Source organism: Actinospineispora spinosispora DSM 44797, assembly GCF_000429025.1.
In the GTDB taxonomy this organism is placed as follows: Bacteria; Actinomycetota; Actinomycetes; order Mycobacteriales; family Pseudonocardiaceae; genus Pseudonocardia; species Pseudonocardia spinosispora.
In genome coordinates, this window is record NZ_AUBB01000050.1 from 26,340 (window position 1) to 46,094 (window position 19,755).

The 19,755-nt window shown below is 65.2% G+C and carries 28 protein-coding genes and 3 pseudogenes; 14 read left to right on the top strand and 17 right to left on the bottom strand.

Annotated elements, in window-relative coordinates; translation table 11 throughout:
- The first annotated feature begins 238 nt into the window (after positions 1-238).
- The 6 genes from G406_RS54260 to G406_RS54270 all read left to right on the top strand — a co-directional run bounded on the left by G406_RS54260 (position 239) and on the right by G406_RS54270 (position 3,859).
- Positions 239-886: a helix-turn-helix domain-containing protein gene (locus G406_RS54260; RefSeq protein ID WP_169736749.1), complete on the top strand. Its 648-nt coding sequence runs from the start codon at positions 239-241 to the stop codon at positions 884-886.
- The gene (locus tag G406_RS59800) at positions 883-1,179 is read left to right on the top strand and encodes a hypothetical protein (protein WP_425414607.1); all 297 of its coding nucleotides are present in this window, start codon (positions 883-885) and stop codon (positions 1,177-1,179) included. The genes G406_RS54260 and G406_RS59800 overlap by 4 nt, the downstream gene beginning before the upstream one ends.
- Positions 1,139-1,474 (top strand): ArsR/SmtB family transcription factor, encoded by a 336-nt coding sequence (locus G406_RS0120905; RefSeq protein WP_028935313.1) that lies wholly within the window; start codon positions 1,139-1,141, stop codon positions 1,472-1,474. Before G406_RS59800 ends, G406_RS0120905 begins: the two co-directional genes overlap by 41 nt.
- Positions 1,471-1,953 (top strand): SRPBCC family protein, encoded by a 483-nt coding sequence (locus G406_RS0120910; protein WP_028935314.1) that lies wholly within the window; start codon positions 1,471-1,473, stop codon positions 1,951-1,953. Before G406_RS0120905 ends, G406_RS0120910 begins: the two co-directional genes overlap by 4 nt.
- Positions 1,954-1,970: 17 nt before the next feature.
- On the top strand, positions 1,971-2,588 hold the full coding sequence (locus G406_RS0120915) for a maleylpyruvate isomerase family mycothiol-dependent enzyme (protein WP_028935315.1): 618 nt from the start codon (positions 1,971-1,973) through the stop codon (positions 2,586-2,588).
- Positions 2,589-3,571: 983 nt separating this feature from the next.
- Complete coding sequence (locus G406_RS54270; protein ID WP_156935033.1) at positions 3,572-3,859, top strand: site-specific integrase; 288 nt, start codon at positions 3,572-3,574, stop codon at positions 3,857-3,859.
- A 388-nt stretch (positions 3,860-4,247) separates the two neighbouring features.
- Here G406_RS54270 and G406_RS48520 read toward each other — a convergent pair whose 3' ends face one another.
- From G406_RS48520 to G406_RS57085, 4 genes are all read right to left on the bottom strand, one after another.
- The gene (locus G406_RS48520; RefSeq protein ID WP_169736750.1) at positions 4,248-4,721 is read right to left on the bottom strand and encodes a DUF3560 domain-containing protein; all 474 of its coding nucleotides are present in this window, start codon (positions 4,719-4,721) and stop codon (positions 4,248-4,250) included.
- Positions 4,722-4,755: 34 nt separating this feature from the next.
- Complete coding sequence (locus G406_RS0120945) at positions 4,756-4,989, bottom strand: hypothetical protein (protein ID WP_037077662.1); 234 nt, start codon at positions 4,987-4,989, stop codon at positions 4,756-4,758.
- A gap of 227 nt (positions 4,990-5,216) precedes the next feature.
- Complete coding sequence (locus G406_RS0120950) at positions 5,217-5,813, bottom strand: chloramphenicol phosphotransferase CPT family protein (RefSeq protein WP_028935322.1); 597 nt, start codon at positions 5,811-5,813, stop codon at positions 5,217-5,219.
- A 9-nt stretch (positions 5,814-5,822) separates the two neighbouring features.
- Entirely contained in the window at positions 5,823-6,392 is a 570-nt protein-coding gene (locus G406_RS57085; protein ID WP_156935034.1) for a hypothetical protein, read from the bottom strand.
- A gap of 163 nt (positions 6,393-6,555) precedes the next feature.
- On the opposite strand from G406_RS57085, the gene G406_RS57090 reads away from it, so the two are divergent.
- A complete protein-coding gene (locus tag G406_RS57090) occupies positions 6,556-6,687 on the top strand; it encodes a MerR family DNA-binding transcriptional regulator (protein WP_156935035.1) in 132 nt (43 codons plus the stop codon).
- A gap of 54 nt (positions 6,688-6,741) precedes the next feature.
- Positions 6,742-7,587: a DNA polymerase III subunit beta family protein gene (locus G406_RS48530; protein ID WP_051342445.1), complete on the top strand. Its 846-nt coding sequence runs from the start codon at positions 6,742-6,744 to the stop codon at positions 7,585-7,587.
- A gap of 89 nt (positions 7,588-7,676) precedes the next feature.
- Here G406_RS48530 and G406_RS48535 read toward each other — a convergent pair whose 3' ends face one another.
- The 4 genes and pseudogenes from G406_RS48535 to G406_RS57845 form a co-directional block, all read right to left on the bottom strand.
- Positions 7,677-7,958: a Clp protease N-terminal domain-containing protein gene (locus G406_RS48535; RefSeq protein WP_037077664.1), complete on the bottom strand. Its 282-nt coding sequence runs from the start codon at positions 7,956-7,958 to the stop codon at positions 7,677-7,679.
- Positions 7,959-8,397: 439 nt separating this feature from the next.
- Positions 8,398-8,568 (bottom strand): hypothetical protein, encoded by a 171-nt coding sequence (locus G406_RS58960; protein ID WP_245607180.1) that lies wholly within the window; start codon positions 8,566-8,568, stop codon positions 8,398-8,400.
- 238 nt (positions 8,569-8,806) lie between these two features.
- A pseudogene (locus G406_RS58965) lies at positions 8,807-8,944 on the bottom strand (PadR family transcriptional regulator); the annotation flags it as partial.
- 379 nt (positions 8,945-9,323) lie between these two features.
- The gene (locus G406_RS57845) at positions 9,324-9,464 is read right to left on the bottom strand and encodes a hypothetical protein (protein WP_169736751.1); all 141 of its coding nucleotides are present in this window, start codon (positions 9,462-9,464) and stop codon (positions 9,324-9,326) included.
- A 181-nt stretch (positions 9,465-9,645) separates the two neighbouring features.
- On the opposite strand from G406_RS57845, the gene G406_RS59805 reads away from it, so the two are divergent.
- Entirely contained in the window at positions 9,646-9,867 is a 222-nt protein-coding gene (locus G406_RS59805; RefSeq protein WP_425414608.1) for an FDXHR family putative zinc-binding protein, read from the top strand.
- Between the two features lie 46 nt (positions 9,868-9,913).
- On the opposite strand, the gene G406_RS58970 is transcribed toward G406_RS59805, so the two are convergent.
- From G406_RS58970 to G406_RS55960, 4 genes and pseudogenes are all read right to left on the bottom strand, one after another.
- On the bottom strand, positions 9,914-10,138 hold the full coding sequence (locus G406_RS58970; protein ID WP_245607178.1) for a RidA family protein: 225 nt from the start codon (positions 10,136-10,138) through the stop codon (positions 9,914-9,916).
- 61 nt (positions 10,139-10,199) lie between these two features.
- A pseudogene (locus G406_RS59555) lies at positions 10,200-10,301 on the bottom strand (RidA family protein); the annotation flags it as partial.
- Positions 10,302-10,321: 20 nt separating this feature from the next.
- The gene (locus G406_RS0120980) at positions 10,322-10,948 is read right to left on the bottom strand and encodes a LysE family translocator (protein WP_037077667.1); all 627 of its coding nucleotides are present in this window, start codon (positions 10,946-10,948) and stop codon (positions 10,322-10,324) included.
- A 515-nt stretch (positions 10,949-11,463) separates the two neighbouring features.
- Positions 11,464-11,859 carry a hypothetical protein gene (locus G406_RS55960; RefSeq protein ID WP_156935036.1) on the bottom strand — a complete coding sequence of 132 codons (396 nt, stop codon included), beginning with the start codon at positions 11,857-11,859 and terminating at the stop codon, positions 11,464-11,466.
- Between the two features lie 30 nt (positions 11,860-11,889).
- On the opposite strand from G406_RS55960, the pseudogene G406_RS55965 reads away from it, so the two are divergent.
- A pseudogene (locus G406_RS55965) lies at positions 11,890-12,315 on the top strand (VOC family protein); the annotation flags it as partial.
- 216 nt (positions 12,316-12,531) lie between these two features.
- Here the strand turns inward: G406_RS55965 and G406_RS0120995 are convergent.
- Positions 12,532-13,371 carry a TIGR03619 family F420-dependent LLM class oxidoreductase gene (locus G406_RS0120995; RefSeq protein ID WP_028935325.1) on the bottom strand — a complete coding sequence of 280 codons (840 nt, stop codon included), beginning with the start codon at positions 13,369-13,371 and terminating at the stop codon, positions 12,532-12,534.
- 223 nt (positions 13,372-13,594) lie between these two features.
- On the opposite strand from G406_RS0120995, the gene merB reads away from it, so the two are divergent.
- The gene (gene merB, locus G406_RS59810; RefSeq protein WP_028935326.1) at positions 13,595-14,020 is read left to right on the top strand and encodes an organomercurial lyase; all 426 of its coding nucleotides are present in this window, start codon (positions 13,595-13,597) and stop codon (positions 14,018-14,020) included.
- Positions 14,021-14,232: 212 nt separating this feature from the next.
- Positions 14,233-14,679, top strand: coding sequence for a hypothetical protein (locus G406_RS57105; protein ID WP_156935038.1), 447 nt, complete (start codon positions 14,233-14,235; stop codon positions 14,677-14,679).
- Between the two features lie 59 nt (positions 14,680-14,738).
- Here the strand turns inward: G406_RS57105 and tsaA are convergent, their stop codons facing one another.
- From tsaA to G406_RS48560, 4 genes are all read right to left on the bottom strand, one after another.
- Positions 14,739-15,398 (bottom strand): tRNA (N6-threonylcarbamoyladenosine(37)-N6)-methyltransferase TrmO, encoded by a 660-nt coding sequence (gene tsaA / locus G406_RS58980; protein WP_245607179.1) that lies wholly within the window; start codon positions 15,396-15,398, stop codon positions 14,739-14,741.
- 412 nt (positions 15,399-15,810) lie between these two features.
- A complete protein-coding gene (locus tag G406_RS0121015; protein ID WP_028935328.1) occupies positions 15,811-16,104 on the bottom strand; it encodes a hypothetical protein in 294 nt (97 codons plus the stop codon).
- Between the two features lie 967 nt (positions 16,105-17,071).
- Positions 17,072-17,554, bottom strand: coding sequence for an SRPBCC family protein (locus tag G406_RS0121025; protein ID WP_051342447.1), 483 nt, complete (start codon positions 17,552-17,554; stop codon positions 17,072-17,074).
- Complete coding sequence (locus G406_RS48560; protein WP_342666229.1) at positions 17,551-17,925, bottom strand: ArsR/SmtB family transcription factor; 375 nt, start codon at positions 17,923-17,925, stop codon at positions 17,551-17,553. The genes G406_RS0121025 and G406_RS48560 overlap by 4 nt, the downstream gene beginning before the upstream one ends.
- 696 nt (positions 17,926-18,621) lie before the next feature.
- Here G406_RS48560 and G406_RS0121035 point away from each other — a divergent pair.
- Both G406_RS0121035 and G406_RS0121040 read left to right on the top strand, forming a co-directional pair.
- Positions 18,622-19,080, top strand: a complete 459-nt coding sequence (locus G406_RS0121035) for an HlyD family secretion protein (protein ID WP_028935330.1) — start codon at positions 18,622-18,624, stop codon at positions 19,078-19,080.
- A 52-nt stretch (positions 19,081-19,132) separates the two neighbouring features.
- A partial coding sequence (locus G406_RS0121040) for an HlyD family secretion protein (RefSeq protein WP_028935331.1) occupies positions 19,133-19,755 on the top strand: 623 nt, incomplete at its 3' end.

The window sequence follows — 19,755 nt, forward strand, 5'->3', positions numbered from 1 at the left end:
TTGTGGGCGGAGAACGCCGCTGTGCCCGTCGCCAGGTCCTTGCTCACCGTGCCCGAGGAAGAGGTGTTGATCACCCGGGCGCGCACCGGCCGCACCGAGCATCGTGACCGAGTCCGTCCGGACCGTTCTCGCCGCCGCGGCCGGTGAGTCCAATGCCGGCATCGCCGCGCGGCTCGGGCTCTGTGTCGACACCGTCCGTAGATAGCGCTGCCGGTTCGCCATCGCGGGCCTGGAGGGTTTGATCGATCGTCCTCGGTCTGGACGGCCACGACGGTTCACCGCCGTGCAGGTCGCCGCGATCACCGCGCCGGCCTGTACCCTGCTCGCCGAGACCGGGAACCCGCTCTCGCGCTGGAGCAGCGCCGAACTGGCCGCCGAAGCCGTCACCCGCAGAGTCGTCGAGGCGATCTCGCCGTCCACGGTGCGCCGCTGGCTCAGGCGCACGGCGATCAAACCGTGGCAGCACCGCTCCTGGGTCTTTCCTCGTGACCCTGACTTCGAGGCCAAGGTCGGCCGTGTCCTGGACCTCTACGCCCGCACCTGGCAGGGCGCCGAGCTGGGCCCGGACGACTATGTGATCAGCGCCGATGAGAAGTCCCAGCTCCAAGCGCTGCGCCGGCGCCACCCCCGGACGGGCTACTGGACCGGGCCACCCCCGCCACGTCGAGTTCGAGTACGTGCGCGGCGGAACCCTGACCTACTTCGCCGCCTACGACGTCCATCAGACACGGGTGATGGGCACCATCGCCCCAAGACGGGGATCAGGCCGTTCACCGAGCTGGTCGCACACGTCATGGCCGTCGAGCCCTACGCCTCAGCGCGGCGGGTGTCTGGGTCGTGGACAACGGTTCCAGCCACCGCGGACAGGCCTCGATCGACCGCATGAACGCAGCCTGGCCCACCACGACCCTGGTGCACCTACCGATCCACGCATCCTGGCTCAACCAGGTCGAGATCTACTTCTCAGTCTCGCAACGCAAAGCCATCAGCCCGATCGATTTCGCCGATCTCGACGCCCTCGCCGACCGAATCCTGGCCTCCCAGCACAGGATGTCCAGCATGTCGTCGAACGGCCCGAACACGCGTCCTCCGCATCGACATTTGCCCACCTCGATCGGTGCGCATACACTTACCGTTCGTGGAGGGTTACGGAGACACGGGTTTGGGTCTGCTCGGTGACCCGACCCGCCGCGCGATCTTCCAACTGCTCGCCCGCAGACCCTGCTCGGTGCAGGAGCTCGCCGACCAGCTGCCGATAAGCCGGCCCGCGGTGTCACAACATCTGCGGGTACTCAAGGATGGCGGGCTCGTTGTGAGCCACGCCGAGGGCGCCCGCCGCATCTATCACCTCAACCCCCAGGGCCTGACCGCGCTGCGTGCCTGGCTCGACTCCGTCTGGGGTGATGCTTTGACCAGTTTTCACAAGGCCGCCGAAGCCGCGGCCAGCTCCGACCCCGAACAGGAGACCCCATGACCACGACAGCCCCAATTCCGCCGATCACCGGGACGGTGACCGTCGGCCTGCCGGTCGAGCAGGCGTTCCGCGTGTTCACCGCGTCGTTCGACACCTGGTGGCCGCACGAGTACCACATCGGCCAGTCCGAAGTGGCCGAGGTGATACCGGAACCCCGCGGGGGCGGACGTTGGTTCGAGCGTGGAGTCGACGGCACCGAACGCGACTGGGGTCGGGTGTTGGCCTGGGAGCCGCCACACCGGCTGCTGTTCACCTGGCAGATCAACGGGATGATGACGTTCGACCCGGACCCTGCTCACGCCAGCGAGATCGAGGCCCGGTTCATCCCGGACGGGTCCGAGCAGTCGATCGTCGAGGTCAAACATCGCCACTTCGACCGCCTAATCGGCGGCGAGGCCGTCCGCACCATGATCCAGGGCGGCGGCGGATGGGTGCAGCTGCTCGACGGCTACACCAAGACCGTGGCGAACCAGCCGTGAGCACCGACTTGGATGCCATGAGCTTGGCCAGTGACGAACGGGCAGATCTCGCCGATCTGCTCGCCACCCTGACCCCGGACCAGTGGGATACACCGTCGCTGTGCACCCGGTGGAGCGTCCGCGACGTGGTCGCGCACATGTTCAGCTACGAGGAACTCAGCACCGCCGGTCTCGTGCGCCGCTTCATCACTGGCGGACTACTACCCGACCGGGTCAACGCCGCCGGCGTGGCCGCCTACCAGAAACACAGCACCGACGAGCTGCTCACGCTGGTGCGCGATCACCTCCGACCACGCGGACTGACCGCCGGATTCGGCGGCCGGATCGCACTCACCGACGGACTCATCCACCACCAGGACATCCGCCGCCCACTCGGCCTGCCCCGCGACATCCCCGACGAACGCATGCGGGTCGTCCTCGACTTCGCCAGCACCGCACCCACCATCGGCGCCGCGAAGCGCATCCGAGGTCTCACCCTGGTCGCGACCGACCTGGATTGGACAAAAGGGACCGGACCCCTCGTCAAAGGCCCGGCCGAAGCCCTCGTCATGGCGGCCATGGCCGGCCGCCACGGCCTCACCCACGAACTGTCCGGCCCCGGCAACGACACCCTCACCAGCCGAATCGAACACTGACCGACATCATGGCTATGTTCGGGGAACCGACCGCAGATGTTCGCGGGTTTTGACCGCGCTCGGCGTGTCGGTTCCATGATCATGTGTGTGGGAAGCGACCGCGCTTGATCAGTTCCGAGGGTCGCGGCGTCGCACCGATGCTCGGCTGCGGTCGCCTTCCTCAGCGGCGGTGATCGTGGCCGTCGCTCGTCGCTGGTCAGTCGGTAGCCGGAGCGTGCGTGCCACTTTTCATGGCACACGTCTCAAGCAAGCCACGAGGGCGTGCAGGGTTGATGTGCTGTCGTCCTGCGTGTACCAGGCGGGTTTGATCACCGTCCGAGGTGCCGGGTCGCCCGGGGCGTCCGTGGTGCACGAGGTAATCGTGCTGGATGGCTTGCGGGTGACCGCCAGCCACCAGTTCTCCCACTGCTGGGGCGAGCCGGGTGGCTGGTCGGCGCTGAGCACGGGAACCCCTCAGAGCGGGCAGCGGCTGTCCTGCCGGTCGATCAGGTGCAGCGTGTAGCTGTCCAACGGGGTTTGATGCGTCGCCGCCGCGTGGCCCAGTGGTCGACCAAGGCAGGATCGTCAGGAGACGGTGTGCCCTTGACCGTCTGATGTCGGACGATGTTGAGCCGGGCGATGACCGCCCTCGCCTTCGAGCCGCGCACTTGTGCGCACCTAGGTTGCGAGCCGGTTCCGGAGGCGCCTGATACGCGCCTTGCTCGGTTTGATCAGCAGTTTGCCTTGATAGCGGCGAAGGCTGAACCCCCCAGGAAATCGAACCTGCCCTGTTAACTGAACTAACTGCGGAGTTGCCCTGGTACCGGACGGCGCCTGGGAGAGGCCCGCTAGCTTGCTCGCGTGATCGTTGATGGCGGTGCTGGGCGGGATCTACGAGTTCCATCTCGAGGCCGGGACCGGGCCGAACGTGAACCCGTTCCCGCTGGATCGGTCTCGGCGCTCGGGGCGGGCGAACGCCCATCACAACCCGATGAACGAGTTCCGTGCGGATCGGCGGGCCGCTACCGGCCGCGGGTTCCACGGCGTGTTACGCGTGGGTCCCGGATGAGAAGTTTGACGAGGTGTTCGCGGCGCTGCGCTCGGATCGGGACCGGGCGTTGGTCGCGTTCTGGGTGTCAGCCGGGGTGCGCGCCTCGGAGCTGCTCGGAATGCGGGTCTGTGACGCGGATCCGGGCCAGCAAGTCATCACCGTGGTGCGCAACGGAACCAGGGCCGTGCAGCAGGTTCCGGCGTCGCCGGACGCGTTCGTGCACCTGCGGATCCATCAGTAATCGATGCGAGGCCTGGTGCCGGCCGGGCGCACCCAGTCACTGTGGTGGACGCTGCGACGTCCTGGCTCCCTCTTGTGCCTGACCACCGCCGTGGACTATTCCGACATGGCCGATGACGCAGGAGGCATCGGCGGTATGGACATGTACGTCGCGTCGATCAGCGAGGGCGTGGCGTGCCTCGCCGGGAAAGCAGCGACCCAAGCACTCCGCGACATCGTGGTGGCCAACGCGACCATGCTCGTCAAAAGCACGATATTGGACGCGTCCACCGCCATCAGCGACCTGGACAGCTACCTCAAGACCGCCGGTGGCCCGCCGACACGGCGAAGTCATCCAGGCACGCCTGTGGGACGGCGCTGTCGTGTCTGCGTTCCGCTTGGTGCTCAACTCACCCGGCTGCCGCTACATGGCCGACGAGCTCGGGACCCCTCCCGGCGTCGACAACTGCGACAAGATCAGACGCGGCCCCAGACATCCGTGCTGCCGCACTCGTCGAGGTTACGACCCACCCTGCGTCGCTCGGTCTCCAGCCGTTCGAGGCGGCGCGCGACCCGTCCCAGCGACTAGCGACGGTCCATGTGCCCGGCCGCCGAGGCCGCACCATCAGCGGCCCGCTCAGCCTCCCGACCTTTAGCTCCACCGCCTTGTGCATGTGGCCATCCATCCGCGCCAACACACGCCGGTGACCCCGCTCGGAATAGTGCCACACCAGGATCGGCTGGCCCCTCGGGATGTACTCGGAGATCGCGTCCGCGGCGTTGTACCGGGCGTCGGCCTCGACCTTCTTCCGCTCGGCCCTCTTGTTCAGAACCTCGGCGCGCTCATCCATACGCCCGGCACGGTCGACCTCAGCCTCATCCATCGCGCGAGGCGTCGCGTCCACCCGCACCTCGACGTCAAACCCGGCTTGCGGCCGCATCGGGATTCCGCCCGATCAGTACTTCCACCACGTGGCCCTCCCACCATCGCGCCTGAGTCGCAACGTGCTCGGGCAGCCCGTCGAGACTGCGCAACGGCGGCCTCTCCGCCCCGGATACCACCGCCAGGATCGGATCGGCCAGCAGCACCGCCAACTCGACCGACGACGCCACTCCTGACACGTCGATGAGGCCGACGCCATCGCCGGACAACGCGGCGACGGCGTATGTCCAAGTGGCTCTGGCGGTCTGAAATGGCCCCAGTAGAGCGGCTCGAAGTGGCCCTACCCCGGGGAAGACCTGCTCCCGGCAGCCAGCACGCACTGTAACCAGCGTCGTAGGTCACCGCTTCGCGGCATGAGAGTGCATGGAGTCTGGCGGTCGTGTGCTCACGGAGGCGCGCACAATCGGCCGGAACGACATCGCCCGGCCGCAGGGACCTACCGGACGCGCTGCCTGCGCAGTACGGCTTTGGCCAGCTCGGCGGGCGTGCCCGTGGTGCTGTCGACGGTCATGTCGTAGGTGGTGCCGTGGTGGTGAACCAGGCGGTAGTGGCCTCGTGCGAGCCCGTTCGGATTGCGCCGGTCGCGTTCCCGCCGCTCGGCGACCGCGAGCGGGCACGTGACGCACACCAGCAGCACTTCCAGACCCGACAACGCGTCCATCCACTGCGGCAGCAGATCCGGGGTCAGCAGCAACTCGTCGATAACCAGCTCGTCACCTCCGTGCGCGAACGCGGCGGCCGCGATCTGGGCCGACCGCAGCATCCGACGTCCGACTTCGCCGTAGCGGATGACCACCGACGGGTACCCGTCCGCATCATCGCCGGTGCGGTCATACCAGAAACCGTCACGGCTGAGCGGGCCGTCGCGTCCCCCACCCCAATTCGGCGGCACCAAGCTGAACAGAATGTCGACACCCCAGTAGACGAACGGGATGTCGCTTTCATCCTGGATGGCTCGGGCCAGGGCAGTCTTGCCCGCACTCGACGTCCCGTTGAGGAAGATCACCCGACCGGGACGGCCACGACTTCGCATCCGGCGACGTTATCTGGTCAGCATGGCGTCCAGAGACCCGCCGTGCCGGTCTCCCTTGCACGACGGCCCGCGCTCGGCAGCAACCCAGGAAAGATCCACCGCGCCGAGGTTCTTGGTCAACAGGGCAGTCACCTGCATCGCCTGACCGAGACTACGCAAAGCCTCCGGCCTGTCGTCGCCGCCATCGACGGCGACGGCGCGCAGGTCTGTGATCAGACTGGGCAGGGCGCGGCCGTCCTCGATATATCGACAGGCCTGGCGCCATTTGGCGAGTTTCGCGGTTTCGGCACTCGAGTCATCGATTGATTGGCTTGTCGATCCTGTGGACTCGTCGAGGTTTGTCGCCAAGAGCGAGTACCGAATCTCCGGAATGGTGCTGTGCGCCTTGCTGTCGACGTGGTCGCTCAGATGTAGTCGCCGCCGAGGTCCACGACGCTGACAGTGTGGGGCGCTGGCGATCGCTGACGGTGAGGAGCGGCGTTCGACCGCTACGTGACCGTTTTCGATCTTCGACAAGTAGCCCTTGGTGAGGTTGGCCTCGACGCGAGGTATTCGAGCGCTACTTACGACGCGCAGCATTAGTGCCATCTCGCTGCCGCGCGGGGCACCAGGTACGGTCGCACGCAGAAACGAATGCGACAGGAACGCTGGTGGCCGCCGGAGGAACCCGGCCGCACTCGACGGACGCGATCAGGTCTGAGGGTTTGACCCTCGACCAGGTCGAGGTGCGAGAGTCGCAGTCATGGAGAGGCGGCTCGGGATCGGTCGAGTGGCACGGGCCAGTGGGCTGACGGTGAGCGCGTTGCGGTTCTACGACGGCGTGGGTGTGCTGAATCCGGCGAGCAGTGATCCGCATACGAGCTATCGCTGGTAGGCGGCCGATCAGGTGATCATTGCTCGGCTGATCGCACGACTACGACCAGTCCAGATGCCCTTGGCCGAGATCATGCAGGTCCTGGCTCACCGCAGGTCCCCGCATCAGGTAGACGCGTTGCTGACCGCACATCTCTGCCGCCTCGAACAGGGGCTGGTCGACGCTCGACGCGAACTCTCCGCCGCCCGTTCCCTGCTCGATACCCAGGAGAGCTCCATGGCGCCAAGTTCTCTCACCTTCGCCGGTCCCGACTTTGCCTCCGCGCTGGCCGCCGTGCGGTATGCGGTCAGCCTCGATGCGGAATTCCCCACGCTCGGCGGGGTGCTACTCGATATCGCGGGGGGCTCGGTGCCCCTCGTGGCGACCGACCGCTACCGTCTCGCGGCCGCCACCATCTCGGCGCACGAGGCTGACACGATTTCACGAGCGGTTGTGCTGCCGGCTACCTTCGCCGACACCATCGCGACCTCTGCTGCACCAGAGATCAGCTTGATGATCGACACCGCCACGATCACCGCCCGCGCTGGGTCCGTGACCGTGCGCGGTGAGCTGATCTTGGACCAGGTTCCCGATTACCGCAGACTCCTGCCGACAAACGACGAGCCAGCCATCCCGATCGACGTGGAGCTGTGTGCGGCGGTCGCGGTGAGTACGCCACGCACGATGGAACGAGAACATGACGGAGTCAGCTTCCCAGCAGTTGTACTGGTCGCCACTGCGGACGACCAGATCGTCGTATCCGACCAGCTCGATGGCGTCGGAGTCATCCAGGAGTTCCTGCTCGAGGCGATCGACGCCGGCGGTGAGAGCCAGCTCTGGCTCTCCTTGGACGGACCAGTCTCCCCGTTGGTCATCCGGTCATCCCGAGCGGTGAGGGTGTTGATGCCGGTCAGAATGTGAACCACAAGACCGAAGCAGCTCACCACGGCCACCCCGTCGATACGCGGGCGACGCCGTCGGCGCTCGCAGGTAGTTGTGGTCTCGATGCGCTATCGGTGTGTGTCGATGCCGACCGGCTTAGTCGGTGTGTGCTCGCTGGTCGGCGTTTCGGGTAAGCCTGCGAGGATCGCTTCCCGCCATTGGCCCGGTGTCATAGGGGCGTCCCAGCACCGAATCGGCAGCGACTCGCCTTCCTCAATCATGGCGATAGCGACGTGTTCCACGGCGAGATAGTCGTAGCCATGTTGACGGGAGACTTCGGCCGCGCGGCGAAGAATCTGTTCCAACCGGGGAGTGACCCAACCGTTGATGCGAGTGGTATTGACGTCCATGGCGATGCGACTCCGATCGTGGTTCGGCGTGAACAGGCGGCGCGGTCGTGAAGATCCTCAGCATCTTGAGATGCTTGCACTCACCCGAATCTAAGGGTCGCGTCATAGCGTCGTTCCAGTGGTCGTCTACAACACCCCGAGCGAGCCTCGGCCGCGAGCTCGCCGAATCGGCAGGCTGGGCAACGCCCCGGCGCGAACAATCGGGCCGAATGGTGCTGACGTACGGGCAGAGCACGGTACGCGGAGCCCGCCACCCGGCGCTCCCGACCAAGACCGGGCCGAATCTCGCCCGCAGCCAACTCCCGCTCCGTACGGCAGCCGGGGCACTGGCGATTCCCGGCGGAGCAACGGCCGCCGATCTCGCCGCCATTCGCGCCCCCACGGGACGCACGTCACTGCCGCAGCAGAGGGCTGAACCGCGACCGATACACCTCGATGGTCAGGCTGTCCGCTGTCTGAGGGCTAACGCGGCGAGCTCTTCGGGACTCCAGGTGATCGATCCGTCGCGCAGACCGGCCAGGATGGCACTCACCCACCGCAGCTCCGCGTCGGTGACCGCCCGGATGTACTCGGTGTCCAGCAGGGAGACGCGCGGGAGCGCAAGATCCACGATGTCGGCGGCCAGTGCTACGTCCAGCTCCGCGATCCGTTGGGCGAGCTTGTCCTGCCGGATGGCCAGCAGTTCTTGACTGACCAGGGGTGAGCATCGGCAGGAAGGACAACGCTGCGGGGAATTCGGGGAATTCGTTGCGTGGAGCGGAAAGAATCTCGGCGAGCCACCGGCCCGCGACGGCTCGACCCGCGACGGTCACCTGGTAGGTGGTCCGTTCCGGGAACCGCCGCTCACGCTCTACATCCCGAGTTTCGATCAGCCCCGCACCCTCGAGCCGGGTGATCATCTTGTACAGGGCGCCGCGCTGAACGACGTTGACGACCTGGTCCTTGCCCCACTGTCTGATGAGTCGCTGGATCGCGTAGGGGTGCATCGGCCCCACCTCGAGCAATCCGAGGATCGCTAGCACAGAGCGCTTGGCTGCAGCCCAGCGGCTGGATCAGCGGGGAAGAGTCCTCCGCTACCGGTGTCACCCCACCCGAACACCTCGTGCCACACATAGCCGGTTGTCATCCGAACTCCCCGCGATTCGATAGCAGTTGCCAGTTCAACAATAGGCGACCCTCAACACCCTCGACAGGTACTGCTTTCCAGTACCTAGGGATCGGCCCGGTTTGTTCGGGGATTCTCAGCGGCTAGCGGTCGGCGTGCGCGCTTAGCAAATCTTTGGTTTTTCTTGAAACTAATATTAAGTACGGATATGCCGCGGTGGCGCAATGTCTATCCGTGAGATCGCTATCGTCTCGTCGTTGCTAACCGTCGTTGCGGCGTCGCGCTTCGAAGACGGTGTAGGTACCGTTGATGTTGGTGGACAGGATCTGTTCCCAGCGGTGCTCGCGGTTGAGCCCGCCGAGGTGGATGACCACGTCGATGCCCTGACATACTGCCCGCAAGCCTTGAGGTCGGTGAGCCACAGTACTCGTCCGGCGTGGGCCAGTCGAGGACGCAGCTGGGTGGCGATCGCGCCGGCCGCGCCGGTGATCAAGATCCGCTGTGTCACGGCTGCCTGCGGTCGACGCGGTATTGAGGAATCAAGACTGGAGCCTGGTCGGGTTGTTCGGAAAGGTGTCGGGCGTGGGATTGGTTCGGGCGTCGTGTGGGTGGTGTGCGGCAAGCTGGGTTGGCGAAGATCGATGTCACTGTGCGCGCTGCTGCGAGACCTGGGACGACGTTGACCTGTTCGAGGCTCACCGCCGGGACGAGATGTGCGTGAGTGGCACAACAATGGGATTGACGCGGACCCGCAATGGAATCTGGCTGCGCCCAGAATTGAGTTTAAACCCGCTGATCCCATAAACCCGAGTGAATTGTCACATGCGGACCGAAGCGGCGTCGGCGCATCTCAGCCGGCGGCCAGTGCGTCGATCTCGACCCGGAACGCCACATTGACGAGGCCGCTGACCTGTACGAGTGAGCTGGCGGGTGGTCTATCCAGCGAAATGAACTCGTCGCGCACCTGCCTGACAGCGTCCAGGTCTCCGAGGTCGACCAGAAAGATCGTCAGCTTGACGATCTGTTCCATTCCCGCGCCCGCCGCGGCGAGAGCGGCGGCGAGGTTCTCGAACACCTGTCTTGGTCTGGGCCAGCGGATCGTCCTCGCCGGTGAGTCGTCCTTCGCTGTCCAGCGGCACCTGGCCGGAGAAGGTGACCATTCGCCCACTGAACGCGACCGCGTGGCTGTATCCGTTGACCGGTGGTGGTCCGTCGGGCCGAAGGAAGTGCTCGTGCATGGTTCCTCCGTGGAGTGACGCTACTCGGTGGCGATGCGCGCTCCAAGCCCTATCAACACTGTGCCCGTCATCGCCTCGATCACCCGTCGTATCGAGGGTCGGCGCAACACATCGCCTGCCTGTGCCGTCACCGCAGCGTAGGTCGCCAACCAGATGAAGGTGAGCGCGGCGAACAGCGTGCCCAGCGCCATGAGCGTGAGCATCGTCGCGTGGCCCGACGGGGCGAACTGTGGTGGGAGACTAACGAAGAAGACCGCCATCTTGGGATTACCGAGATCACTCAGCAGCCCTCGGCTCAGTGACACCCAGCGAGTTGGCGGCATTGATTTCGTGCCCGATCCGGTAATCGAGGGGACTGGCCGTGCCGCTGCCAATAACGCTTGACCGCCCAAAAAGATCAGATAGGCGACCCCAGCGTACTTCAATGTGAGGAACAACGGCTCCGAGGCAGTCAACACCGCGACGAGCCCCACGCTGGTGGCCAACGACCACAGCAGCTGCCCGCCAGCCACGCCCAACGCTGTCCAGATACCTGCGGCGCGACCACCTGCGAATGCTCCACGAATCGTCACTGCGGTATCGGGGCCCGGTGTCATGATCACCACTGCTGAGACGCCGATGAACGTCAGCAGGCCGGTCAAGTGCATGTGCCCCACTCTCCTCCCACTGAGGTATCCCAGGCTAGGCGACCCCGTCGAGCGTGTTGATGCTGATGTGTGGCTAGCCGATTCGGCGGGGCGAGCAGCAGCCGGTAGTTGAGCGGAGATCCGGCAGCCTTGGCGAACGGCAGGGCGATCATGTTCCACCATGATCGACCAGCGCCTTGTATGCCTGCTTTCCTGCTGCTCGATACCGCTCATCTGCCCTGTGGCCCCTGTGGTTCTATGTCTTGCTCCCGCCGTCCGGCGGATGAGTCGAAGCGTTCACCGCGCGGGCGTCGGCACACCACCTGTTCCGCCGCAGGCGCACTCTTCCGCTCGAAGCGGAACCTCGACGAGTTATGCACTCGACGGTCTCGGCAATGACCGCATTCACTATCGGGCCGCGATGACAGGCTCGCGCGGTTAGAGTTCCCGGGAAGACCTGGTCACCAACGCGGCCGCACATTCTGACCTTTCCGACACCGATCGCAAGGCTTACCCATCAGCGGCATGACGGAGATTCACAATCGCGCAAGCAAAGCGGCCAACAGCATCACCCCGGTGTCGGCGTCGTCGACCGTGACGGTCAGCGATGTGCCGTCGCGCAGGTCGATCTGGACGGCCGCCCCTCTGCGGATGACCGCTGCGGCGCGCCCGGTGAGCCGTCGACTTCCTCGGTATCCCCACCCGTCCCAGTGCAGCGGCCGAATGTCGATCAGACGGACGCACAGGACATCGGCGAGGGGGAAGAGTCGCCGAGGCCAGCGCCACGTGCCGTAGCAGACCCGCAGGCCGGCAGAGTCGACGCTGACTCGGACGACCGAGAACTGCAGCACCGCCACCCCGAGCACTCGGCCCGGGACGGCACAGAACACCGACGACGACCGGCGCTGGGCAACCTCAAGTGCTGGATTCACCGGTAGCGTGTCGGCGTGCTCGATCACATTGTGTTCGCCACACCCGACCTTGGCGCTTCGGTCGATCAGTTCACCGAGCTCGCCGGGGTCGCCCCGGTACCAGGCGGGCGGCATATCGGGCTCGGGACCGCGAACTGGCTCGTCGGTCTCGGTGGACAGGCCTACCTGGAGATCATCGGTCCGGATCTGGACCAAGCGGACCCCGAACAGCCGCGTCCGTTCGGAATCGACGAACTCGAGGCGCCGAGAGTGGTGGCTTGGGCGATTCATCCCCGAGACATGGATCGTTGCATCGAGTCAGCGGGTACCGCCGGTCTCGATCTTGGGCCCGCGCGAGCCATATCCCGCACAACGCCGGACGGAGAGTTAATGCGGTGGAGGCTGACCGGGGCATGGCTGGAGACAGGCGTAGCGCTGTTGCCATTTCTGATCGACTGGGGTGACACCGTGCCGCCGCCGGCACGCGGTCTGCCGGTCGTTCCGCTGGCCGCCCTCGAGGTCCACCCACCCGAAGCCGGAACGGGTGCGCGCCGAGCTGGCCGCGCTTGGGGCCGAGTTGACCGTGCGGATCGGCAATTGCGCGGGTCTGACAGTGCGCTTGGACGGGCGCGATGGCCTGGTGGTGCTGACCTGAGTACCGGCTCCGGGACGGCACACGTGCAGTGACGGCTGTCATGCCCCGATGAACTGCCCGATCGCGTTCTCCCACTGGACCAAGGCCCGCTCGACGGTGTCGAGCGGGCCGGACGGCAGCCAGTGGTTGGCACGCCGCACACCGGCCCGCGCCATGCGTTCGAGCACGGCCGGATCGGCGGGCGCGGACAACATGTGCACCTCGATCGGCCGATCCGCGCGCGAACGAAGCTCGTCGATCCGGTCGAAGACCGTATCGTCACCCCGATAGTTCGGCAGCCATCCATCGCCGAAAGTCAGAACCCGGTCCAGGACGGTCGGCCCATCGCCGCCGACCAGAATGGGCGGGTGCGGCCGCTGCGCCGGCTTCGGATGCGACCAGATTCGCTCGAAGTTCACGTAGTCGCCGGCGTGACTGGCCTCCTCCTGAGTCCAGATCACTTTCATCGCCTCGACCCGCTCGCGCAGCACCGCCATCCGCAGGCGCGGGTCGGTACCGTGGTTGCGCATCTCCCCCCGGTGCCAACCGGCGCCGACACCGAACTCGAATCGTCCGCCGGACAAATGATCCACACTCGCAACCTGTTTGGCGGTGATGATCGGGTCACGCTGAGTCACCAGGCAAATACCGCTACCGACGCGGAGCCTGGACGTCGCCGCGGCGGCCGCCGTCAGGGCCACGAAGAGTTCATACCCATGCCAGTACCGCCGGTCCAAGGCCGTACACTCGAACCCATCCCGACCAGGATTGTCGGTGGCCGGGATATGCGTGTGCTCGGCGAACAGCACTGCATCCTGGCCGCGCTGTTCGAGCATCCCCGCCAGTGCGCCCGGCCTCATGCCGTCGTGGGTCGGGTGGTATCCGATACCGAAGTCCATCTACTCGAACCTACCCACATGTCGGGCGCCGTGATCGTGTGCTGATCATCCGGATGGAGAAGGGCAACCGTGACCGTGACCATCGCTGGAGCCGAGTCGATCGGGCGCGCGTACTTGACTCGATAGTCGAGATCGGGTTGAGAATGGGGACGCGAGGCAGGCAGCGGCGACATTGTCGAAGTGGCGCGCCCGCGCGACCCCGGCCGACCCGGCTGAACGGGCGATGCACCAGACCATCTTGCGCGCACTCGCCGCCGGTGCAGCTCCCGATTCGGCCACGCTGGAACGCAGTGCCGCGCCATTCGGTATCCCGGTCGCTGAGCTGCTGCGGCGATTGCATGAGCGGGACGTCATCCGCCTCGATCACGACGGCAATGTGCGTGCCGCATATCCGTTTTCGGCGACGCCGACCGGGCATCGCGTTCAGCTCCCGACCGGACCGAGTGCCGACGCGATGTGCATGGCCGATGCCTTGGGCATCCCCGCCATGCTCAACACCGACGCGACCATCACCATCACCGCCCCCGGGCACCGGGCAGCCGATCACCGTGACCTTCACTCGAGGCAACGCCGTGTGGGACCCCGCCGACCGCGGTGGTGTTCGTCGGTGCCCGTGCCGGTGGGGCCCATCGGTGGACTTCTGCTGTGACTACCTCAACGCCTTCGGCGACCGTGTCGAGGGACAGGCCTGGGCTACGCTCGCCCTGAGATCCCAGGAATTGTTGTTGATAGCGCTGACGCCGAACAACTCGGCCGATCGTTCTTCGAACGTCTTCTGCCAGGTCCCGATGAGTTGCCCGATCACCTGAAAGCCGACGGGGTGGCGAATCGGTCCGCGCCGATTACGAAAACGGGCGAAGCTTGGGTGATGCGAATTCTTTGAACCGCCAGAACGCCTGCCAACTCATGGAGAACGCCGATCTCAACGCTCTGCCATGGAAAGCGCCGACCAGAATGTATCCGATGTTCGGCAACTGGTCATGCACGTGGGCGAACGACGATCCGGCCGGGCAGAATTTCAATTCGCCCGCTGTGCAGATTATCTTCACCACTTCGCTCTCACCAATCTCCAACCCGTCCGGAAATACCGAAAATATTTCCGGCCGTGCTGTGGTGGTCAGAATGGAGACCGGAGATCAGGATAAGACCGCGTGTGCGGCCTGGATTACGCACCGGAAATTCGGGCCGACCAGAACGTGGTTCGAATTGGTAGAAATCAAAGTCTATGCCGACGTACTGCCGGACCAACAGTGCCAAATGGCGCGCAAACTCGCCGCGAAGGCCATCCCCCGACTGCCCGCACCCTGACCGGCAACGGTTCGGTCAGATCACATCCAGCGGGCTCTGCAGACCTCGCCACGCTGCCACTATTTCTCGAGTAGCCGGTCGAGGACCGGCTTGATGTCGACTATCGGAGTACCGTCCAGCGCTTCGAGATCTCGCACGTGAAGACGATTCGGTTCGATAGCGAGCACGTGCACGCGATGCAACCCGATCGGGTTCGGCCGATCCGGCGACCGAGTACTGAACACACCCTGCTCCGGATTGTCCTCGCTCCGAGGGCGCGCAGTGAGACGATCTCGCCTGGATCTGTCCAGCCACGTGATCACCATGATGTCGGAACCAACGCACAGATCGCTGAGCCCCTCGGAGTAGGCGACATCAAAGTCCAACCATGCCTCCGGTGCGCCTTCGTCGCCCTGCCTCGGAGCCTGCTCGCGAAACTGGAGAGGTGAGGAGACTCGCCCGACCACGTGCAGTTCCGCCGCGAAGCTCGGAGCCGGGTACATCCTGGACATCACCATCTTGGTGACGGTCGGCATGACCAGGTTTCCCATCACCGGAACCAGCAGACCGGTGAACGCCAACGCTTCGACCGCAGGCGGCATGACCGCGAACTCGCCGCCGTACACCAGAAGAACCGCCAGCACGAACAGAAACGCGATGCACCAAGCGATGAGCGTCACCACAAGCTTTGCCGAGAATCGGCGCCCCCTACTCGCCGGCGCACCCGTCGAATCCTGCATCGATAGCCCCCGCGCCCGTTCGACCACACTCTCTGGACAGCATAAAACCTGAACTGCACTTCAGGTCAAGGGTGGCGGCCCTGCTGTATCTCGATTTACCGGCGACGCGGCTCAGCCGCGATCATGCGACGACCAGTTGAATCCACCAGCGCATGCTCACGCCAACGGAGGCAACGCCCGGAGTGAAGGATGACCACCGACGGTACCGGTCAACCGGCCCGTCACCGATCAGGCCGCGATCTTCCCCGGCCTGGCGAAGGACAACGCCGACGAAGCCATCCACCGGTTTATCGGCTGACGTGAGCGTGCGAGGGTTGCATCGAGGCGTCCCTCCAACCCTCGTTCGTCGACCGCGACGACGGCGTCCCCCGACGGTTAATCCGTCGGGGGACGCCGAGTGGCTCGAGTCAGCTCAGAGAACGAGCAGTCCGGCCTTGGTGGTCCCGTTGTTGTTGTTATTGAAGCTGTGGTTGTTGTGGCTGAGGTTGCCCTTGCTGTGGTCGAAGCTGGTGTCGCCGCCGCTCCAGGGCTCCCACGGGCCGCCGCCGCCCCAGTTGTGGCACCAGTTGCAACCGCTCGCCAGGGCGGTGCTGTGTGCCATCGGCTGCACGCCGGCGGACGACGTGGGCAGCGCGAGACCGGCGATCGCCAGAGCTGCGGCGGCCGTGGTGGCCGCGATCGGCAGTGCGCGAGCAATGAGTGACACGAGTAAAGCCCTTCTCGTAAAGACCAGGAACGATGAGCATCCGGTCTGGAATGACAGATGCGGCCAGTCGAATAGATTCAGCCTGCCTCAGGCTGCCAGGAAGATAATTAACTCGAAGCTAATAGATCGATATGTGTACGCTGCGTAACCGCAGGATGCCCAGCGTCGCGCCGAACGGCCCGACGCTCGGCGGCCAGCACATTCACCGGGCCCGCCGATGCAATGGGAAGATATTTATCGTCACCCAAACCTCACCTTAATTTACCGGTTGATTATGTCGATCCGCATGGCCCGCACCTCTTGCCGTCGTTGAGGGTTGCCGAAGCCGGTCTCAGCGGCGCCGGGAGCGACGTCGCCGAAACCGGCGTCACTGGCGCACCGTTCGGTCAGGACGTCTTCTCCTCCGGCGCGACGGAGTACCGGGCGATTCGTTGTCGGCCCCAGGCGAACCGAGACTCACAGATCCAATCCGGCAGGTGGTCGGCAAACCGCGCCGCGACCGCGCGCACATCCACTGTTCATCTACACCGCGCCACCGACCGTAACAAGCCCAACCCGCTCATCGACGTAACAGACGGTGCTACTCCGATCCCGCTACTCAATGGGACATCGGAAAGGGGCGAGAATGCGGATTCCCGGCCCGAATGGTAACAACGAGGATCGAGCGTGACTGGCGTTCGGAGATCGATTCCGAGCTTTTCCCTATGCTGATGACTATCGATCAGGCGGCTCGGGCGATCTCGACCGAGAGGGGTCCTCCAGGCCCGGCCGCCAGCTGATGGCGGCGACCGTGGCGGTCGTGCTGATGTCTGGTGTCGCGGTCACAGCGAGTACCGCCCCCGGGCGATACGCCGTAGGGAATCGGCCGTCCACCATGGTCGAGGCCCGATCCAGCGACAGTATGCGTCGTGATTCAGTTGGCCGACTTAAACCACGACCATTCCTGTTCAGCTCGAATCAGGCGCCGTCACGACTTTTCCACCACGGTCTTGGCATAGCTCTCGACCAGGACCGTCCAACCGCCACCGCTGATGATTGCGTCATACACGTCCTGACCGCCGACAAGGCGTTCGAAATAGCGCTGTTCGACCGTGACGACGGTCTGATCGGGTCCGTCCTCGGCGAATCGAGCCTCGATCTCGCTGGCGTGCGCCGGGTCAGGGTCGAACTGAAACATCCCGTTGATCTGCCAGGTGAACACCAGCCTGTGCGGAGGCTCCCAGGCCAACACCCGACCCCAGTCGCATTCGACGCCATCGACGCCACGCTCGTACCATCGCCCTCCGTCGCGAGGTTCGAGAACCACTTCGGCCACCTCCGCCGCGCCGATGTGGAACTGGTGGGGCCACCACACATCGATCGAGCCGGCGAAGACGCCGAATGCCTTGTCGATGGGCACCGCGACGGTGACCGTCCCGGTAATCGAGGGAATAGGTGCGGTAGTGGTCATGCGCTCTCCCCTTTCGGATCGCGGAAGATAGGTGCGGAGTCGTCGACAGTTGCCTCGGCAACCTTGTGAAAACCCGCCAAAGCGTCGCTCCAGACGCCGTCCAGCCAGGCCCGCAGCGCGGTGACACCGTCGGGGTTGAGCCGATAGATCCGCCGGTTGCCCTCAGCATGATCGACCACGAGACCCCCGTCCTTGAGTACCCGAAGGTGCTGGGACACCGCCGGACGGCTGACCGGCAACCGATCAGCCAACTCCTGAACCGAACACGGCTCTCGTGCGAGCAGCTCGAAGATGGCTCGCCGGGTCGGGTCGCCAAGCAGACCCAACCCGCCAACTCCGTAAGTTGCCACGAACCGTAACCCTAGACGCACCGAGGTTCGAAGGCAAGTCCTGCCCGAGCACGAACGGCCGAGGGCTCGTGCGGAATTACCTTGGCCACGCCGGAGATCACCCGATACTGTCGCCCGGCTGAGGTCGACCGAATCATCGGCGTCGCACTCACCGCACCGACGGCTGCACCCTTTCCGCGGCGAAGCGACGACAATCCTGACGGCATGGGCGAGTCTCCGACCCGCCGCCAGTTGATCGATACCCCCGCATTAAGGTGCTTTCGATACGCGGCGCACATCCCTCGGAGCATCATAATCGAGGAGTGGTCTCGTGCGATCTTCCCGCGCCAGTCCATCTTATGGGCGACCTGCATAAATGTTTAGCTTTCTTTATCTCACCATTAATAGAACGTCTGAGATCGTAGTAAAGTTCGATTTCGGAGCGTGAAAAAGACAGGACCTATGCACAACCGGACAGCGACAGTGCCGACCTCTCCCACATCTCCTGGAGTGGCTCGACCGGACGGCGACCCCTGGGTCATGCCTGAGCACCCGATGACCTCTTCGGCACGGGGCTGGATGGACATGAGGTTGACCAGAGCCGCCGTCGCTGGAATGGCGGTGTTGGTTGTTGCGGGAGTGTCTGCATGTAGTTCGCCCTTCACTGGCTCACCGATCGCGACGGTGCACCGTGACACAGTGGCTGTTGCGGTGTCGGCCTCTGGTGCTCTCGCGCCGGTGACCTCGCAGAATCTGGGCTTCGCCAAGGGTTCGAAGCTGATCGAGCTCCACGTACGGGTCGGTGATGTGGTCAAGCCGGGTCAGTTGCTGGCCAAGGAGGACGACTTCACGTTCCAGCAGACCCTCGCCTCGAAGAAGGCCGCGCTGGACAACGCTCGGGCAAACCTGGACAAGGCCACCCGTAGCCCACTGGCCGAAGGCGGCAATCACGCCGTCGACCAGGCGAAGGAGGTCTACGACAAGGCTCGGAAGACCTACGACACACAGCTCGCCGTCACCGAGAGAACCCTGGGCAACTACCGCCGGGTGTACCAGGACGCCGCACGGACTCACAACAGGGCACAGGACGCCTACGCGGCCAGGTGCGGCGGCGCGGCGGCGTCCGACGTGTCAGAGGACCCGGACCGCGCTCCGGAGGGCTCGACGAGCGATCGACCCGGCGTCCGGCACGCCTGATTACGGTCCTGGCGCAGCTACCTCGGCCGGCCCGGGTGGCCTGCTCGGCAGAGTGGGCAACGCGGTCCGCCCCTGTGCGCCGGACGGCGACCTGGCGAAGGCGGTCACCTCGACGAGGACGAATCTGGCGAGAGCCCGGGACAGCTATCGATCACAGAAGAAGCAAGCCGAAGCGGACAAGGCCAACGCCCAGTTGTCCCGAGAGAACGCGCGGCAGACGCTGATCGCCGCACAGAACACCGCTGATCTCAACAACTCGGATCGTCCCTCACTGATCGCGGCCGCGGCGGCTTCGGTTGCGTCTGCTCAGGCGGATGTCGCGGCGGCGCGGCGGGACGTGGACAACACGCTGCTGTACGCGCCGGTTGGCGGTACGGTCTCGACGATCACCGGTACGGTCGGCGAGTACATGGCCAGCACGTCGAACGACACCACCTCGGCATTGGCGCCGGGTTCTGCCGCCGTGATCCCCGGTGTAGGCGCGGCGGCTGCGTCGGATGCCTCGGGTAACGCAGCCTCCGGCCTGTCCGCGACCAGACCCGGCGGTAAAGCGTTCATCTCGTTGAACGACCTGTCGACCTTTCAGGTTGTTGTTCCGTTCGAGGAGTCGGACGCGGCGAAGGTGCAGCCGAACCAGAAGGTGGAGGTCACCTTCGACGCGGTTCCGGATCTGAC

What these genes read in the sequence shown, in the direction of transcription:
- G406_RS59800 (WP_425414607.1), top strand. Translation starts at nt 883, where the DNA reads ATGAACGCAGCCTGGCCCACCACGACCCTGGTGCACCTACCGATCCAC.
- G406_RS0120910 (WP_028935314.1), top strand. Translation starts at nt 1,471, where the DNA reads ATGACCACGACAGCCCCAATTCCGCCGATCACCGGGACGGTGACCGTC.
- G406_RS0120915 (WP_028935315.1), top strand. Translation starts at nt 1,971, where the DNA reads ATGAGCTTGGCCAGTGACGAACGGGCAGATCTCGCCGATCTGCTCGCC.
- G406_RS48520 (WP_169736750.1), bottom strand. Translation starts at nt 4,721, where the DNA reads ATGGATGAGGCTGAGGTCGACCGTGCCGGGCGTATGGATGAGCGCGCC.
- G406_RS0120950 (WP_028935322.1), bottom strand. Translation starts at nt 5,813, where the DNA reads ATGCGAAGTCGTGGCCGTCCCGGTCGGGTGATCTTCCTCAACGGGACG.
- G406_RS57085 (WP_156935034.1), bottom strand. Translation starts at nt 6,392, where the DNA reads ATGCTGCGCGTCGTAAGTAGCGCTCGAATACCTCGCGTCGAGGCCAAC.
- G406_RS57090 (WP_156935035.1), top strand. Translation starts at nt 6,556, where the DNA reads ATGGAGAGGCGGCTCGGGATCGGTCGAGTGGCACGGGCCAGTGGGCTG.
- G406_RS48530 (WP_051342445.1), top strand. Translation starts at nt 6,742, where the DNA reads ATGCCCTTGGCCGAGATCATGCAGGTCCTGGCTCACCGCAGGTCCCCG.
- G406_RS48535 (WP_037077664.1), bottom strand. Translation starts at nt 7,958, where the DNA reads ATGGACGTCAATACCACTCGCATCAACGGTTGGGTCACTCCCCGGTTG.
- G406_RS0120980 (WP_037077667.1), bottom strand. Translation starts at nt 10,948, where the DNA reads ATGCACTTGACCGGCCTGCTGACGTTCATCGGCGTCTCAGCAGTGGTG.
- G406_RS0120995 (WP_028935325.1), bottom strand. Translation starts at nt 13,371, where the DNA reads ATGGACTTCGGTATCGGATACCACCCGACCCACGACGGCATGAGGCCG.
- merB (WP_028935326.1), top strand. Translation starts at nt 13,595, where the DNA reads ATGCACCAGACCATCTTGCGCGCACTCGCCGCCGGTGCAGCTCCCGAT.
- tsaA (WP_245607179.1), bottom strand. Translation starts at nt 15,398, where the DNA reads ATGCAGGATTCGACGGGTGCGCCGGCGAGTAGGGGGCGCCGATTCTCG.
- G406_RS0121025 (WP_051342447.1), bottom strand. Translation starts at nt 17,554, where the DNA reads ATGACCACTACCGCACCTATTCCCTCGATTACCGGGACGGTCACCGTC.